General features: G+C 60.1%; 13 protein-coding genes. All 13 read right to left on the bottom strand.

What is annotated here, in order from left to right; translation table 11 throughout:
• Positions 1 to 11: 11 nt before the first annotated feature.
• Positions 12 to 1,334: a proline--tRNA ligase gene (gene proS, locus ACWPVA_RS09265; RefSeq protein WP_454289558.1), complete on the bottom strand. Its 1,323-nt coding sequence runs from the start codon at positions 1,332 to 1,334 to the stop codon at positions 12 to 14.
• Positions 1,335 to 1,918: 584 nt separating this feature from the next.
• Positions 1,919 to 2,188, bottom strand: coding sequence for a DUF1467 family protein (locus ACWPVA_RS09270; RefSeq protein WP_454287406.1), 270 nt, complete (start codon positions 2,186 to 2,188; stop codon positions 1,919 to 1,921).
• 98 nt (positions 2,189 to 2,286) lie between these two features.
• Positions 2,287 to 2,691, bottom strand: coding sequence for a methylmalonyl-CoA epimerase (gene mce, locus ACWPVA_RS09275; RefSeq protein ID WP_454287407.1), 405 nt, complete (start codon positions 2,689 to 2,691; stop codon positions 2,287 to 2,289).
• Positions 2,692 to 2,751: 60 nt separating this feature from the next.
• Positions 2,752 to 4,419 (bottom strand): ribonuclease J, encoded by a 1,668-nt coding sequence (locus ACWPVA_RS09280; RefSeq protein ID WP_454287408.1) that lies wholly within the window; start codon positions 4,417 to 4,419, stop codon positions 2,752 to 2,754.
• Between the two features lie 16 nt (positions 4,420 to 4,435).
• On the bottom strand, positions 4,436 to 5,203 hold the full coding sequence (locus ACWPVA_RS09285; RefSeq protein WP_454287409.1) for a biotin--[acetyl-CoA-carboxylase] ligase: 768 nt from the start codon (positions 5,201 to 5,203) through the stop codon (positions 4,436 to 4,438).
• On the bottom strand, positions 5,200 to 6,645 hold the full coding sequence (gene nuoN, locus ACWPVA_RS09290) for an NADH-quinone oxidoreductase subunit NuoN (protein WP_454287410.1): 1,446 nt from the start codon (positions 6,643 to 6,645) through the stop codon (positions 5,200 to 5,202). The genes ACWPVA_RS09285 and nuoN overlap by 4 nt, the downstream gene beginning before the upstream one ends.
• 18 nt (positions 6,646 to 6,663) lie before the next feature.
• Complete coding sequence (locus tag ACWPVA_RS09295; protein ID WP_454287411.1) at positions 6,664 to 8,175, bottom strand: NADH-quinone oxidoreductase subunit M; 1,512 nt, start codon at positions 8,173 to 8,175, stop codon at positions 6,664 to 6,666.
• Positions 8,175 to 10,175 carry an NADH-quinone oxidoreductase subunit L gene (gene nuoL / locus ACWPVA_RS09300; RefSeq protein ID WP_454287412.1) on the bottom strand — a complete coding sequence of 667 codons (2,001 nt, stop codon included), beginning with the start codon at positions 10,173 to 10,175 and terminating at the stop codon, positions 8,175 to 8,177. Before nuoL ends, ACWPVA_RS09295 begins: the two co-directional genes overlap by 1 nt.
• 7 nt (positions 10,176 to 10,182) lie before the next feature.
• A complete protein-coding gene (gene nuoK / locus ACWPVA_RS09305) occupies positions 10,183 to 10,491 on the bottom strand; it encodes an NADH-quinone oxidoreductase subunit NuoK (protein ID WP_454287413.1) in 309 nt (102 codons plus the stop codon).
• Positions 10,492 to 10,520: 29 nt separating this feature from the next.
• Positions 10,521 to 11,135 (bottom strand): NADH-quinone oxidoreductase subunit J, encoded by a 615-nt coding sequence (locus ACWPVA_RS09310; protein ID WP_454287414.1) that lies wholly within the window; start codon positions 11,133 to 11,135, stop codon positions 10,521 to 10,523.
• Positions 11,136 to 11,282: 147 nt separating this feature from the next.
• The gene (gene nuoI, locus ACWPVA_RS09315) at positions 11,283 to 11,774 is read right to left on the bottom strand and encodes an NADH-quinone oxidoreductase subunit NuoI (RefSeq protein ID WP_454287415.1); all 492 of its coding nucleotides are present in this window, start codon (positions 11,772 to 11,774) and stop codon (positions 11,283 to 11,285) included.
• A 39-nt stretch (positions 11,775 to 11,813) separates the two neighbouring features.
• Entirely contained in the window at positions 11,814 to 12,857 is a 1,044-nt protein-coding gene (gene nuoH / locus ACWPVA_RS09320; protein WP_454287416.1) for an NADH-quinone oxidoreductase subunit NuoH, read from the bottom strand.
• Positions 12,858 to 12,869: 12 nt separating this feature from the next.
• Positions 12,870 to 14,951, bottom strand: a complete 2,082-nt coding sequence (nuoG, locus tag ACWPVA_RS09325) for an NADH-quinone oxidoreductase subunit NuoG (RefSeq protein WP_454287417.1) — start codon at positions 14,949 to 14,951, stop codon at positions 12,870 to 12,872.
• Positions 14,952 to 15,103: the final 152 nt, after the last annotated feature.

The raw sequence follows: 15,103 nt of genomic DNA on the forward strand, positions 1-15,103 counted from the left end.
CGCTCGGTCGCTTAGCCGACCAGCTTGTTGATGGCGGCCTCGATGGTCATCGTCTCGCGCGCACCGGTCTTGCGGTCCTTGATCTCGATCTCGCCATTGGCGACCGAGCGCGGGCCGGCAATGACCTGCATCGGAACGCCGATCAGATCAGCGGTGGCGAACTTCGTGCCGGCGCGGTCGTCGGTGTCGTCATAGAGCACGTCCTTGCCTGCCTTGGTCAGAGCGCCGTAGAGCCGTTCGCAAGCCGCGTCGCAAGCAGCATCGCCCGTCTTCATGTTGATGACAACGCAGTCGAACGGCGCAACCGAATCCGGCCAGATGATGCCGTTCTCGTCATGCGAGGCTTCGATGATGGCGGGAACAAGGCGGGTCGGGCCGATGCCGTAAGATCCCATGTGGACAAGGTGCTCCTTGCCGTCCGGACCCTGGACCTTGGCGCCCATCGGCTCGGAATATTTCGTGCCGAAATAGAATATATGGCCGACCTCAATGCCGCGGGCAGAGAGCCGGTCGGCGTCTGGAATGGCGTTGAAGGCAACCTCGTCATGCATTTCCGAGGTTGCGGCATAGACCGAAGTCCACTTGTCGAAGATCGCCTGCAGACCGGCGACGTCATCGAAATCGGTATCTTCGGAGGGAATGTCGAAATCGACGAAGCTCTTGTGGCTGAAGACTTCCGACTCGCCCGTCTCGGCAAGGATAATGAACTCATGGCTGTGGTTGCCGCCGATCGGGCCTGTATCAGCGCGCATCGGTATAGCCCGAAGCCCCAGCCGCGCGAAGGTCCGCAGATAGGCGGCGAACATCTTGTTGTAGGAATGGATCGCGTCTTCCTGGGTCAGGTCGAAGGAATAGGCATCCTTCATCAGGAACTCACGCGAGCGCATGGTGCCGAAACGCGGCCGGATCTCGTCGCGAAACTTCAGCTGGATATGGTAGAGGTTGAGCGGCAGATCCTTGTAGGACTTGACCGAGGAACGGAAGATGTCTGTGACCATCTCTTCGTTGGTCGGACCGTAGAGCATCGGGCGTTCCTGACGGTCCTTGATACGCAGCATTTCCTTGCCGTAGTCCTCATAGCGACCGCTCTCCTGCCAGAGCTCGGCCGATTGCAGTGTCGGCATCAGGAGTTCGATCGCGCCTGCGCGGTTCTGCTCTTCGCGAATGATGGCATTGACCTTGTCCAACACACGCTTACCAAGCGGCAACCAGGAATAGATGCCTTGGCTCTGCTGACGGATCATCCCCGCACGCAGCATCAAACGGTGGGAGACGATCTCCGCTTCCTTGGGGTTTTCCTTGAGGATCGGCAGGAAATAGCGCGAAAGACGCATAACAGGTTCCAACAATTAAGGATTCCGCGAGACCTGCGGAATCAGCCATTACAACGGTAATTCTCGAAGCGTTCATAGCGGTTTCCCATCCCGAAGAAAACCCGCCACCGTCCCGCCATCCCGTCACCCACAAGCGGATCCCGATTGGCCCGTGGATCGAAACACCGCGGACCAAAAATGCCGCCATGCGGCACACCGACTGCGACAAATCCGACCATCTCGATTTTTCCGGGCGACTGTTACAATTATGCAAAAAATGGGGTGACAAAGCGCACAAGTTGGGCTAGCGTTAGCCCATAAATCAGGCAGAAAGCTCAATTTCTTGCCGACTTCGCGGTCAAGTCTTGGGAGGATCAGATCTTAGGCGCGCTTGTTCGCTGCCCCTTAATTGGTGAAGGATCACGCGATACTTGAACAAGGTCTTCGGACCTTGTTTTTTTTTGCCTCCACGAATTTTGCGAAATCCGTGCCAAACAGACACTCTCCACCGGCCCCCCTGAAAAACCGGGGGCTTAGCCTGCGTTCCTCAGGATCAATCACCCGTGCCGAATGAGAATCGACACGCAGGCGCCTTGATGGAGCGATCAGTCGAACTTTGGGAGAATGCTTGGCAGACTGTCGAGTCCGATACCCAGGTATGTGGTTGCAACATACCAGGCGCCGTAGATCACGGCGGAAACCAGGGTGGTGATAAGCACGACCTTGCCACCACGGAAGCGGGCCGGGGCGCTTTCGACACTGCCCGGAACCACGTCGTCAGCCTCGGCCTGTGTCTTCATGCCGATCGGCAGAATAACGAAAAGCGTGAGCCACCAGATGACGAAGTAGACCGCAAGAAACGAAAGAATAGACAAGGTCGGGGTATCCTCTCACTGGCTCGCGCCGCGATGCGCCGAACCTGAACGCCTTATAGGTTCACCGGCTGTTTCACGCAAATCAAGAGAGACAGACCTCAGACCTGCTCAAGCTCGATCAACGTCCCGTAGAAGTCTTTCGGGTGGAGGAACAGCACCGGCTTGCCATGAGCACCGATCTTGGGCTCTCCGCCACCAAGCACCCGCGCGCCGGTCGCTGCCAACTTGTCACGTGCCGAGAGGATATCCTCGACCTCGTAACAGATGTGATGCATGCCGCCGGCCGGGTTCTTGGCCAGAAAAGCGGCGATCGGCGAGTCGTCGCCGAGCGGCTCGAGCAATTCGATCTTGGTATTCGGCAGTTCAACGAAAACGACCGTTACGCCATGTTCCGGCAGGGCCTGAGCCTGTGAAACATGTGCCCCTAGCATATCGCGATAGGATGCGGTCGCGGCGGCAAGATCCGGCACGGCGATGGCGACGTGGTTGACGCGTCCAAGCATGACTAACTCCCTCGGAGACGAAACACGGCGAGGCTATGCAAGCTTCGCCGCAGACAGCAATCAGACTTTGGTCACGAAGACCGTGACGATGGGTTTCTTGCCCCAGGCATCGTTGGCCGTGCCCCGCACCGCACGCCGGATGCTCTCACGCACCGTGTCCAGATCCTTGCGCCGAGCGCGCGGAATGCTTTCGACGGCACCGAGCACAGCGTCATAGAGGGTGTCCTCCATGGCCTCACCCTCCTGATCATACTTCGGCAGGCCGAAGGTCACGAGATCCGGGTCACCGAGAAACTCGAGATGGCTGTCCAGCAGGACATTGACGGAGACATGCCCCACATAAGAGAGCTTGCGCCGATTGCCGATGCCCATCTCGTCGAGATCACCGAGCAGTTTGCCGTCCTTGTAGATGCGACCGTGCGGAACCTGATCAATGACCTCGGCCGGCCCCGGCGCCAGGCGCAGCATGTCGCCGTTGCGCACCCGCGGCACGCTCTTGATGCCAGCCTGCCCCGCCAGCTCGGCCTGGGAAATCAGATGGGCGGCTTCACCATGCACCGGCACGAGGATTTCGGGTCGTGTCCACTCGTACATCTGCACGAACTCGCTGCGCCGCGGATGGCCGGAGACGTGGACCAGCGCCTCGCTGTCGGTGACAATATGGATACCCTGCTCCATCAGACCGTTCTTGATCTCGATGATCGCCTTCTCATTGCCCGGAATGGTGCGCGAGGAGAACACAACGGTATCGCCGGCAGTCAGTGCCACATTGCGCATCTCGTCGCGCGCGATCTTGGCGAGCGCTGCCCGCGGCTCGCCCTGGCTACCGGTCAGGATGATGACCACCTTGTTGCGCGGAATAAAACCGAACTCATCCTCGGCAATGAAGGGCTTCAACCCCTCCATGATACCGAGATCCTCGGCGACCGCGCAGACACGCTTCAGCGATGAGCCTAGCAGCAGCACTTCGCGGCCGGCCGCCTCGGCCGCCTGGGCGATGGAACGGATACGACCGACATTCGAGGAAAAGGTGGTGATCGCGACACGGCCTTCGGCCGCCTCGATGATCTGGCGAAGCCCTTCCGAGACCTGTTCCTCCGATGGAGAAACGCCGTCGCGCATGGAATTGGTGCTGTCGCACATCAGCGCCAGCACGCCCTCGTCGCCAAGTGCCCGGAACCGCGCCTCGTCGGTGAACGGCCCGAGCGACGGATGGTGGTCGATCTTCCAGTCGCCGGTGTGGATGATGTTGCCGAGCGGCGTGCGGATGACGAGCGACATCGGCTCTGGAATCGAGTGGTTGACGCCGACAGCCTCGATCGAGAAGGGGCCGACATTGATCACGTCGCCGGCCTTGAACGGGGTCACAGGAATCTTCGCCCTGCTACCCTCATAGTCGCGCTTGGCTTCCAGCATGCCGGCAGTGAAGCCTGACCCGTAGACGGGGACATTGAGGCCGGGCCAGATGTCGTTCAGGCCGCCATAGTGGTCCTCATGCGCATGGGTAATGATGATCGCTTTGAGCTTGTTCTTGCGGGCGGTAATGAAGCTGACGTCGGCAAGCACGAGATCGACGCCCGGCAGGTCGGGACCTGGAAAGGTCACGCCGCAATCGACCATGATCCATTCGCGGTTCGACGGCGCACCATAGCCGTAGAGTGCGAGGTTCATGCCGATTTCGCCGACACCGCCCAGCGGTACGAAAACCAGTTCTTCGTTCTTTGCCATTCTTCCTTAATCCATTTCACCCGAAGAAGACGTCGCCAGCGGCGATCGCCATGCGGCCTTCTTCGCCGCGGTCGAGTATCAGCATGCCTTTATCATCAATTCCGCAAAAGTAACCGGAAATCGACCTGTCGGGCAGGTTCACCGTAATTTTTTCCCCGATGCCACAGGCGACCGCACGCCACAAATCGACGATTCTGGCGATCCCCCTACCCTCATCCCAGATCGCCAGGATCGCCGCCATACTGGCGAACAGATGAGCAAAGAGCTCTGGCGCCGATACCGAAACACCTTGATCCGCCAGTGACGTCACCGGATAGACCGTCTCCTCTGGCTTGGTACAAATATTGATCCCGATGCCGACCACCAGCGCATTGCGTCCGTCGGCAACGCGCTCGCCTTCGAGCAGGATGCCGCAGACCTTCTTGCGGCCGATCAGGATATCGTTCGGCCATTTCACCTCAAGCGGCAGCGCTTCAAGAGGAAGAATTGCGCGGATCGCCGCATGCACGGCCAGTGCCACCGCGAGCGGAAGCGAAGCCAGGCGCTCCATCGGAGCCGGGTCGATCAGAAGCAGCGACGCGTAGAGATTGCCAGGTTCGGACGCCCATGCCCGGCCACGACGGCCGCGGCCGCTCGTCTGGCTATCGGCCGTGATCCAGAGAAGACCGAAATCGCCCGCGCGAGCGCGGGCGAGGCATTCACTATTGGTCGACGCCACGGCGCCAAGCGCCTCATGGCGGAAATCGTCGAGCGAAATCCGGCGATGTTCGCCGCCCTTGGTCAATTAAAGAGCGTCTTGGCGGCTGCCTCGGCTGCCGTTCCAAGCGGACCGCCGACCAGAACATAGCCGACGACGAACAGTCCAGAGAGGCCGAAGACGAGGCGCAGTTCGCCGGCGATGCGAGAGAAATCGCCCTTCGCTTCATCGAACCACATGACCTTCACGATGCGCAGGTAGTAGAACGCGCCGACGACGGACGCAAGCACACCGATGATGGCGAGCGCATAGAGCTTGGCTTCGATGGCAGCGACGAAGACGAAGTATTTCCCGAAGAAGCCTGCAAGTGGCGGGATGCCAGCGAGCGAGAACATCAGTGCGGTCAGAACGACGGCCATGAACGGCTTCGTCGTGGACAGGCCGGCGAGATCGTTGATGTTCTCGACATTGCCACCTTCCTTATCCTTCATCGCCATGATGCAGGCGAAGGTGCCAAGCGTCATGACCAGGTAGATCAGCATGTAGGTGATAACGCCCGTCACGCCAGTCTCTGTTCCGGCAGCAAGGCCGACCAAGGCATAGCCCATATGACCGATCGAGGAATAGGCCATCAGTCGCTTGATGTTGCGCTGGCCGATCGCGGCGAAGGATCCGAGTAGCATCGAGGCGATCGAGATGAAGACGACGATCTGCTGCCATTCTGCGAAGAGAGGAAGGAAGGCGTCGATGGCGATACGTACGACGATCGCCATCGCGCCGATCTTCGGAGCTGCAGCAAGGAAGGCCGTCACCGGGGTCGGCGCGCCCTCGTACACGTCCGGCGTCCACATATGGAACGGCACGGCCGAGATCTTGAAGGCTAGGCCCGCAAGAATGAAGACCAGACCGAAGATTACGCCAAGACCTGCATTGCCACCGGCCAGGACCGCGGCGATTTCGTCAAATCCGATATTTCCGGTGAAACCGTAGACGAGCGACATGCCATAGAGCAGCATGCCCGACGACAGGGAGCCGAGAACGAAATACTTGAGGCCCGCTTCGGTCGAGCGCAGGCTGTCACGGTTGATGGCAGCAACCACGTAGAGCGCCAGCGACTGCAGTTCCAGTGACAGGTAGAGCGAGATCAGGTCGTTGGCCGAGATCATCAGCATGATGCCGAGGGTCGCGAGCACGAGCAGGACCGGGAACTCAAACTTGTCGAGATGATCGCGGCGGGCGTGGCCAACGGCCATGATCATGGCAGTGATCGAGCCGATGAGTGCCAGAACCTTCATGAAGCGGGCAAAGCCGTCCGCCTTGTAGGCACCGCCAAAGGCTTCGCCCTCAGCCGGAACCAGGATCATCCACAGACCCGACGCGATCAGTAGCGCGACAGCGAGGCCCATGACGGTCGTCGCCGACTTCTCGCCGGAGAAGACGCCGATCATCAGCAGCACCAGAGCGCCGACCGCGAGGATCAGTTCCGGCGTGACCAGATGCAGACTAGCGAGGAGTGTTTCAGGGGTCATGTCCAAAGGATCCTGTCGTCAGTTCGCGATGAGCGCAACGGATTGCGCTGCCTGCAGTGCGGCTTCGTAGTTGTTCACGAGAAGGTCGACCGAGGCGGCCGTGGCGTCGAAGATCGGGGCCGGATAGACGCCGAAGAAGATCGTCAGCGCAATCAGCGGATAGAGAATGAATTTCTCGCGCACCGAAAGGTCGAGAAGCCCCTTCAGGCTTTCCTTCTCGAGCGCACCGAAGACGACCCGGCGATAGAGCCAGAGCGCATAGGCCGCAGAGAGGATGACGCCGGTGGCCGCGAAGAGTGCCACCCAGGTATTGACGCGGAAGACGCCGATCAGGGTCAGGAACTCGCCGACAAAACCGGAGGTGCCCGGAAGGCCGACATTGGCCATGGTGAAAATCATGAAGGCAACGGCATATTTCGGCATATTGTTGGCCAGACCACCATAGGCCGCGATCTCGCGGGTGTGCATGCGGTCATAGATGACGCCAACGCAGAAGAAGAGCGCGGCCGAGACGAAGCCGTGGCTGATCATCTGGAATATCGCGCCCTGCACGCCTTGGGTATTGGCGGCGAAGGTTCCCATCGTCACGTAGCCCATATGGGCGATCGAAGAATAGGCAATGACCTTCTTCATGTCGTCCTGCATCAGCGCCACCAGCGAGGTGTAGATGATGGCGATCACAGAGAGCGTGAAGACCATTGGCGCGAAGTAGTCGGAGGCCAGCGGGAACATCGGCAGCGAGAAGCGCAAAAGCCCGTAACCGCCGAGCTTCAACAGGATGCCGGCAAGGATCATCGAACCCGCAGTTGGCGCCTGAACGTGCGCGTCCGGCAGCCAGGTATGGACCGGCCACATCGGCATCTTCACCGCGAACGAGGCGAAGAAGGCGAGCCACAACCAGGTCTGCATTTCAGCCGGAAACTTGTGGTTCAAGAGTTGTGTGATGTCGGTCGTGCCGGCATTCCAATACATCGCCATGATGGCGAGCAGCATCAGCACAGAGCCGAGCAGCGTGTAGAGGAAGAACTTGTAGGAAGCGTAGACGCGTTCCTTGCCACCCCAGACACCGATGATGATGAACATCGGAATCAGGCCGGCCTCGAAGAACACGTAGAAGAGGACGATGTCGAGCGAGACGAAGACACCGATCATCAGTGTTTCAAGGATCAGGAATGCAATCATGTATTCCTTGATGCGCTTTTCAATCGAAGCCCAGCTGGCGAGAATGCAGAGCGGCATCAGCAGCGTCGTCAGGATTACGAACAGCATGGAAATGCCGTCGACGCCAAGATGGTAGGCGATGCCGGTGCCGAGCCATTCATGCTTCTCGACCATCTGGAAACCGGCATTCGAATTGTCGAAGCCGATCCAGATGAAGAGCGAGACGACGAAGGTGAAGACCGTCGTCAGAAGCGAGACATTGAGGATGTTGCGGCGGCCGAGGCTGGTGTCCTGGCGCGTCAGAAGGAGCAACGCCACGCCGACCAGCGGCAGGAAGGTGACCGTCGAGAGAATAGGCCAATCGGTCATCAGAATGAACTCCCGAGCATCATCCAGGTAATAAGGGCCGCGATACCGATCAGCATCGCGAATGCATAGTGATAGAGGTAGCCAGACTGTAGCCGGACGACACGCTGGGTCAGGTCGGCAACGCCAGCTGCGACGCCATCCGGCCCGTAGGCGTCGATGACGCCGACGTCACCCTTCTTCCACAGGAAACGGCCGAGCGCCTTGGCGGAACGGACGAACAGAAAGTCGTAGAGCTCGTCGAAGTACCACTTGTTGAGCAGGAACTGGTAGAGCACGCGATGTTGCTCTGCTAGGACCTTCGGCGTCGAGGGCGACTTGATGTACATGTACCAGGCCGTGACGAAGCCGGTGAGCATGGCCACAAATGGGCTCCACTTCACCCAAAGCGGCACATGGTGGAACTCTTCGAGGATCTGGTTCTGCGGACCGGTGAACAGAGCACCCTTCCAGAATTCGGCATACTCATGGCCGAAGAAGTAACCCTCGAAGATGACGCCGGCAAACACGGCGCCGAGTACCAGCACGACGAGCGGGACCAGCATGACCATCGGCGATTCATGCACGTGGTGCATGACGTCGGCAGAGGCGCGCGGCTTGCCGAAGAAGGTCATGAAGGCCAAGCGCCACGAATAGAAGCTGGTGAACAGCGCGGCAATGACGAGCAAGGTGAAGGCGAAACCGGCCACGCTCGAATGCGAGGCATAGGCGGATTCAATGATCACGTCCTTCGAGAAGAAGCCGGCAAAGCCGATCATCGTCCCTGGGATGCCGACGCCGGTCAGCGCGAGCGTGCCAATCGTCATGGCCCAGAACGTATAGGGGATGTGCTTGCGCAGGCCGCCCATGTAACGCATGTCCTGTTCGCCATCGACGGCATGAATGACCGAGCCGGCGCCCAAGAACAGGAGCGCCTTGAAGAAGGCGTGCGTGAAGAGGTGGAATACGGCCGCACCATAGGCACCGAGGCCGAGCGCCACGAACATGTAACCGAGCTGCGAACAGGTCGAATAGGCGATGACGCGCTTGATGTCGTTTTGCACCAGACCGACAGTCGCGGCAAAGAAGGCGGTGATCGCACCGATTAGGGTTACGAAGGTCAGCGCATCCGGCGACAGTTCGAACAGCGGTGACATGCGGGCGACAAGGAAAACGCCGGCGGTGACCATGGTTGCGGCATGGATGAGGGCCGAGACCGGGGTCGGGCCTTCCATCGCGTCCGGCAGCCAGGTGTGCAGCAGGAACTGCGCCGACTTGCCCATCGCGCCCATGAAGAGCAGCAGGCAGACAGCGGTGATCGCATGGCCCTTGTCGAGGCTCAGGCCGAAGAGGCTGATGATGGCTTCCGTGCTTTCCGCGCCCTCGGCCGGCAGATAGGTCTGGGCGGCGGCGAAGATCGTCTCGAAGTTGATCGAGCCGAACAGCACGAAGATGCCGCCAATCCCGAGCAGGAAGCCGAAATCGCCGACACGGTTGACGATGAAGGCCTTCATCGCGGCAGCGTTGGCAGACGGCTTCTTGAACCAGAAACCGATCAGCAAATACGACGCCAAACCCACGCCTTCCCAGCCGAAGAACATCTGCAGCAGGTTGTCGGAGGTCACCAGCATGAGCATGGCGAAGGTGAACAGCGACAGGTAGGAGAAAAAGCGCGGCCGATGCGGGTCGTGGTGCATGTAGCCGATCGAGTAAACGTGCACGAGCGTCGACACGGTGTTTACGACCACCAGCATGACGGCGGTCAGTGTGTCGATGCGCAGCGACCATTCCACGTCGATGCCGCCGGACTGGATCCAACGCAGAAGCGAAACCTTGATCACTTCATCGCCTTCGCCATGACCAAGGCCTACATTGATGAAGACGATCCAGGACAGAACCGCGACGATGATCATCAGGCCGGTGGTGATGTATTCCGAGGCCTTAGCGCCGATCTGGCGACCGAACAGGCCGGCGATGAGCGCGCCGATCAGAGGAAGAAAGACGATAGCCTTATAGATGAGCATAGCCGTATCAGCCCTTCATCACATTGACGTCTTCGACGGCGATGGAGCCGCGATTACGATAGAAGACCACGAGGATTGCGAGGCCGATCGCCGCTTCCGCGGCCGCCACCGTCAGGATGAACAGAGCGAAGACCTGGCCGACCAAGTCGTTGAGGAACACCGAGAAGGCCACCATATTGACGTTGACCGCGAGCAGGATGAGCTCGATCGACATCAGGATGACGATGACGTTCTTGCGGTTGAGGAAGATGCCGAAGACGCCGAGCGTGAAAAGCAGCGCGCTGACCGTCAGGTAGTGGGAAAGACCGATTTCCATAATTCTTGCTCCTTGACCTCTCAGCTGCCTCAGATGCCCTGGCCCGGCTTGACCTTGACCACCTTGACGGCGGTCTCGGGCGTGCGGGCAACCTGGCGGGAGACGTCCTGCCGCTTGATGTTCTCACGGTGACGCAGGGTCAGCACGATCGCGCCGATCATTGCCACCAAAAGCACCAGTCCGGCGATCTGGAAGAAATAGACATAGTTGGTATAGAGCACGTCGCCGAGCGCCGCGGTATTGGTGCGGACGTCGTGCGCCGGGATCGGCATGGTGATCGCCTGGGCTGCTTCCGGCGAAAGTGCGCTGCCGCCAATCACGATGACCAGTTCGGCCGCCACGACCAGACCGACCAGCGCGCCGATCGGCGCATACTTCAATACACCAGAGCGCAGTTCGGCGAAGTCGATGTCGAGCATCATAACGACGAAGAGGAAAAGAACCGCAACGGCCCCGACATAGACCACCAGGAGGATCATCCCCAGGAACTCTGCGCCGATCAGGATGAACAGGGCCGACGCGTTCACGAAGGTGAGGATCAGGAACAGGACCGAATGGACCGGGTTCCGCGCGGAAATGACCATGAACGCCGACGCCACCGCGACAAAGGCGAAGAGATAGAAAAAGAGAGCCTGAAGACCCATGTTGGTGCCTTTTCATCTTCCCCCGGGCGCGGGCCCTGCCCTGCCGCCCGATGACGCTTCACCGGCATCCCCACCGATCAAGCGCCCCGTTTCAAATTCCGCCGCGGCGAGGGCTCGTCCCTCGCCATGACGCCGTCATACCGCGGTTCAGCGGTACGGCGAATCCAGCGCGATATTACGCGCGATTTCGCGTTCCCAGCGGTCGCCGTTGTCGAGCAGCCGGGTCTTGTCGAAATAGAGTTCTTCGCGCGTTTCGGTCGCGAATTCGAAGTTCGGGCCTTCGACGATTGCATCGACCGGGCAAGCCTCCTGGCAGAAGCCGCAATAAATGCACTTCACCATGTCGATGTCGTAGCGCACCGTGCGCCGTGTACCGTCATTGCGGCGCGGGCCGGCCTCGATTGTGATTGCCTGTGCCGGACAGATCGCCTCGCACAGTTTGCAGGCGATGCAGCGCTCTTCGCCGTTCGGATAGCGGCGCAGCGCATGTTCGCCGCGAAAGCGCGGAGAAACCGGGCCCTTTTCGAACGGATAGTTGATCGTCGATTTGGGCGCGAAGAAATAGCGCATCGACAGGAAGAAAGCGCCGACGAACTCTTTCAGGAATAGCGAACTGACAGCCTGGGAAAGACCAGCCATCTCAACCTCCAAATCTGCCGAATGAACGGATGGCCATGATTATGCCCACCCCATGATCTTCAGCACGAATGCAACGATGATGACCATGGCGAGCGAAAGCGGAAGGAAGACCTTCCAGCCGAGGCGCATCAGTTGGTCATAGCGGTAGCGCGGCACAAAAGCCTTCACCATGGCGAACATGAAGAACACCATCGAAGACTTCAAGACAAACCAGACGATGCCCGGTACCCAGTTCAGGAACCAAACGTCCACCGGGGGCAACCAGCCACCAAGGAACAGGATGGTGGTCATGGCGCACATTAGCACGATGGCGGCATATTCGCCGAGCATGAACATCATGTACGGGGTCGAGCCGTATTCGACCATGAAGCCGGCGACCAGTTCCGATTCCGCTTCCGGAAGGTCGAAAGGCGGACGGTTGGTTTCTGCCAATGCCGAGATAAAGAAGATCACGAACATCGGGAAGAGCGCCAGCCAGTGCCAGTCGAGGAAGGAGTTCGGCAGGCCAAGCATAGTGCCGAGACCATCCTTCTGTGCGTAGACGATATCGGTGAGGTTCAGGGATCCGACGCACAGCAGGACCGTGACGATGACCAGGCCGATCGAGACTTCGTACGAAACCATCTGCGCCGCCGAACGCAAGGCGCCAAGGAAGGGATACTTCGAGTTCGACGCCCAGCCACCCATGATGATGCCGTAGACCTCGAGCGAGGAGATGGCGAAGATATAGAGAATGCCAACATTGATATTGGCAATCACCCAGCCGTCGGCGACCGGCACGACGGCCCAGGTGGCAAGCGCCAGCGTCACGGCAACCAGGGGGGCGAGCAGGAAGACGCCCTTGTTGGCACCGGCCGGAATGACCGGTTCCTTGAAGACGAACTTCAAAAGGTCGGCGAAGGACTGGAACAGACCCCAGGGACCGACGACGTTCGGACCACGGCGCATCTGGACGGCGGCCCAGATCTTGCGGTCGGCGAGCAGAACATAGGCGATGAAGACCAGAAGGGCGACCAGAAGCAGAAGCGACTGGCCGATCATGATGGCCGCCGGCCAGACATAAGTGGAAACGAAGCTATCCATGATCCCCTGCCCTTACTCTGCCGCAGCCTGGAAATTGTTGCGGGCCAACGCCGAGCACTCAGCCATGACGGCCGAAGCGCGTGCGATCGGGTTCGTCAAATAGAAGTCTTTGACCGGCGACGCAAACGCGGATTTCGTCATCTTCCCGGCTTTTTTCGCAACTGCGGCAATTTCAGCACCGGCGCCCGGTGCAATCTCGTCCAGCGCGGCGAAATGCGGGTAGTCCGCATAGAGCCTGGCCCGCAGAGCGCCAAGCGAATCAAAGGGAAGCTTCTTGCCGAGAACATCGGAAAGCGCCCGAATGATCGCCCAGTCCTCGCGGGCATCGCCAGGCGCGAAGCCCGCCCGGTTGCCCATCTGGACGCGCCCCTCGGTGTTGACCCAGGTGCCCGACTTTTCGGTATAGGTCGCTCCCGGCAGGATGACGTCGGCATGGTGTGCGCCGTTGTCGCCATGGCTGCCGATGTAAACGGTGAACTTTGCCGACTTCCTGGTGAAGTCGAGTTCGTCGGCACCGAGCAGGAAGAGCACGTCCATCGAGGTCAGCATATCGGCGGCAGCGACACCGCCCTCGCCCGGTACGAAGCCGAGGTCGAGGCCACCGACGCGCGAAGCGGCGGTGTGAAGGACCGCAAAGCCGTTCCACTCATCCGAGACTGCACCGACAGCACTGGCGAGCTTTGCGGCGTTGCCCAGCACGGCCAAACCTTCAGCCCCGACGAGTGCACCCTGGCCGATGATGATCAGCGGATTCTTGGCCGCCTTGAGCTTCTCGACGAAGGCGTTCTTGCCGGAAACCAACTCGCTCAGCGTATCCGTGCCAGCACCGAGATGTTCGTAAGGATAGCGCATCTCGCCGCCTTCACCAATCACGCCGATCGGCAGGCCACTGCGGCGCCAGGCCTTGCGGATGCGGGCGTTGAGAACGGCCGCTTCGTAGCGCGGATTGGCACCGACGATCAGGATCGCGTCCGCCAACTCGATGCCTTCGATGGTGGAATTGAACAGGTAGCTTGCGCGACCGAGCGACGGATCAAGTGCCGCCCCATCCTGGCGACAGTCGGTGTTGGTCGAGCCGAGCGAGTTGATGAGCGCCTTCAGCGCGTACATTTCCTCGACCGAGGCCAGATCGCCCGCGATCGCGCCGATCTTGGCACCGGACGCGGTAGCAACGGCCGACTTGATGGCGGCGAAGGCTTCGCCCCACGTTGCAACCTGGAGGCGGCCGTCACGGCGCACGTAGGGCCGGTCAAGACGCTGGGTCTTCAGGCCATCCCAGATGAAGCGGCTCTTGTCCGAAATCCACTCCTCATTCACCTCATCGTTGATGCGCGGCATGATGCGCATCACTTCGCGGCCGCGGGTATCGACGCGGATCGCGCTCCCAAGCGCGTCCATGACGTCGATCAATTCGGTCTTGTTCAACTCCCAAGGACGGGCGGTGAAGGCAAACGGCTTCGAGGTTAGCGCGCCGACCGGGCAGAGGTCGACGACATTGCCCTGCAGCTCCGACGTCATCGCCTGCTCGAGATAGGTGGTGATCTCGGCGTCTTCGCCACGGCCGATCAGGCCGAGCTCGGCAATACCGGCGACCTCGGTGGTGAAGCGGACGCAACGCGTGCAGTGGATGCAGCGGTTCATCACGGTCTTGACCAGCGGGCCGATATACTTGTCTTCGACGGCGCGCTTGTTTTCGGTGTAGCGCGAGCTGTCCATGCCGAAAGCGATGGCCTGGTCCTGCAGGTCGCATTCGCCGCCCTGGTCGCAGATCGGGCAATCGAGCGGGTGGTTGATCAACAGGAATTCCATCACGCCTTCGCGGGCCATCTTGACCATCGGTGTGTTGGTGAAGACTTCCGGCAGCTCGCCGTTCGGGCCACCGCGAATGTCGCGCACGCCCATGGCGCAGGAGGCCGCCGGCTTCGGCGGGCCACCCTTCACCTCGACGAGGCACATACGGCAATTGCCGGCAACCGACAGCCGTTCATGGAAACAAAAGCGCGGGACTTCGGCGCCGGCTTCCTCACACGCCTGCAACAGCGTGAAATGATCCGGGACTTCGATCTCTTTACCGTCGACTTTCAGCTTAGCCATATTCGCCTTCCTGCCTCACGCATAATGCGCATTGCACCGCAGCCCTCGCTGCGGCAGGCGGAGCCGACCAACCTCGATTGGCTCATCCCCGCCGTTCATTTCCCTATCCTCACCCCGTATCGCGAGGCTGGAGATCCGTTGTTCTTCGCTGA

This window comes from Rhizobium arsenicireducens (genome assembly GCF_964021225.1).

What these genes read in the sequence shown, in the direction of transcription:
- proS (WP_454289558.1), bottom strand. Translation starts at nt 1,334, where the DNA reads ATGCGTCTTTCGCGCTATTTCCTGCCGATCCTCAAGGAAAACCCCAAG.
- mce (WP_454287407.1), bottom strand. Translation starts at nt 2,691, where the DNA reads ATGCTTGGACGCGTCAACCACGTCGCCATCGCCGTGCCGGATCTTGCC.
- ACWPVA_RS09280 (WP_454287408.1), bottom strand. Translation starts at nt 4,419, where the DNA reads ATGGCAAAGAACGAAGAACTGGTTTTCGTACCGCTGGGCGGTGTCGGC.
- nuoN (WP_454287410.1), bottom strand. Translation starts at nt 6,645, where the DNA reads ATGACCCCTGAAACACTCCTCGCTAGTCTGCATCTGGTCACGCCGGAA.
- ACWPVA_RS09295 (WP_454287411.1), bottom strand. Translation starts at nt 8,175, where the DNA reads ATGACCGATTGGCCTATTCTCTCGACGGTCACCTTCCTGCCGCTGGTC.
- nuoL (WP_454287412.1), bottom strand. Translation starts at nt 10,175, where the DNA reads ATGCTCATCTATAAGGCTATCGTCTTTCTTCCTCTGATCGGCGCGCTC.
- nuoK (WP_454287413.1), bottom strand. Translation starts at nt 10,491, where the DNA reads ATGGAAATCGGTCTTTCCCACTACCTGACGGTCAGCGCGCTGCTTTTC.
- ACWPVA_RS09310 (WP_454287414.1), bottom strand. Translation starts at nt 11,135, where the DNA reads ATGGGTCTTCAGGCTCTCTTTTTCTATCTCTTCGCCTTTGTCGCGGTG.
- nuoI (WP_454287415.1), bottom strand. Translation starts at nt 11,774, where the DNA reads ATGGCTGGTCTTTCCCAGGCTGTCAGTTCGCTATTCCTGAAAGAGTTC.
- nuoH (WP_454287416.1), bottom strand. Translation starts at nt 12,857, where the DNA reads ATGGATAGCTTCGTTTCCACTTATGTCTGGCCGGCGGCCATCATGATC.
- nuoG (WP_454287417.1), bottom strand. Translation starts at nt 14,951, where the DNA reads ATGGCTAAGCTGAAAGTCGACGGTAAAGAGATCGAAGTCCCGGATCAT.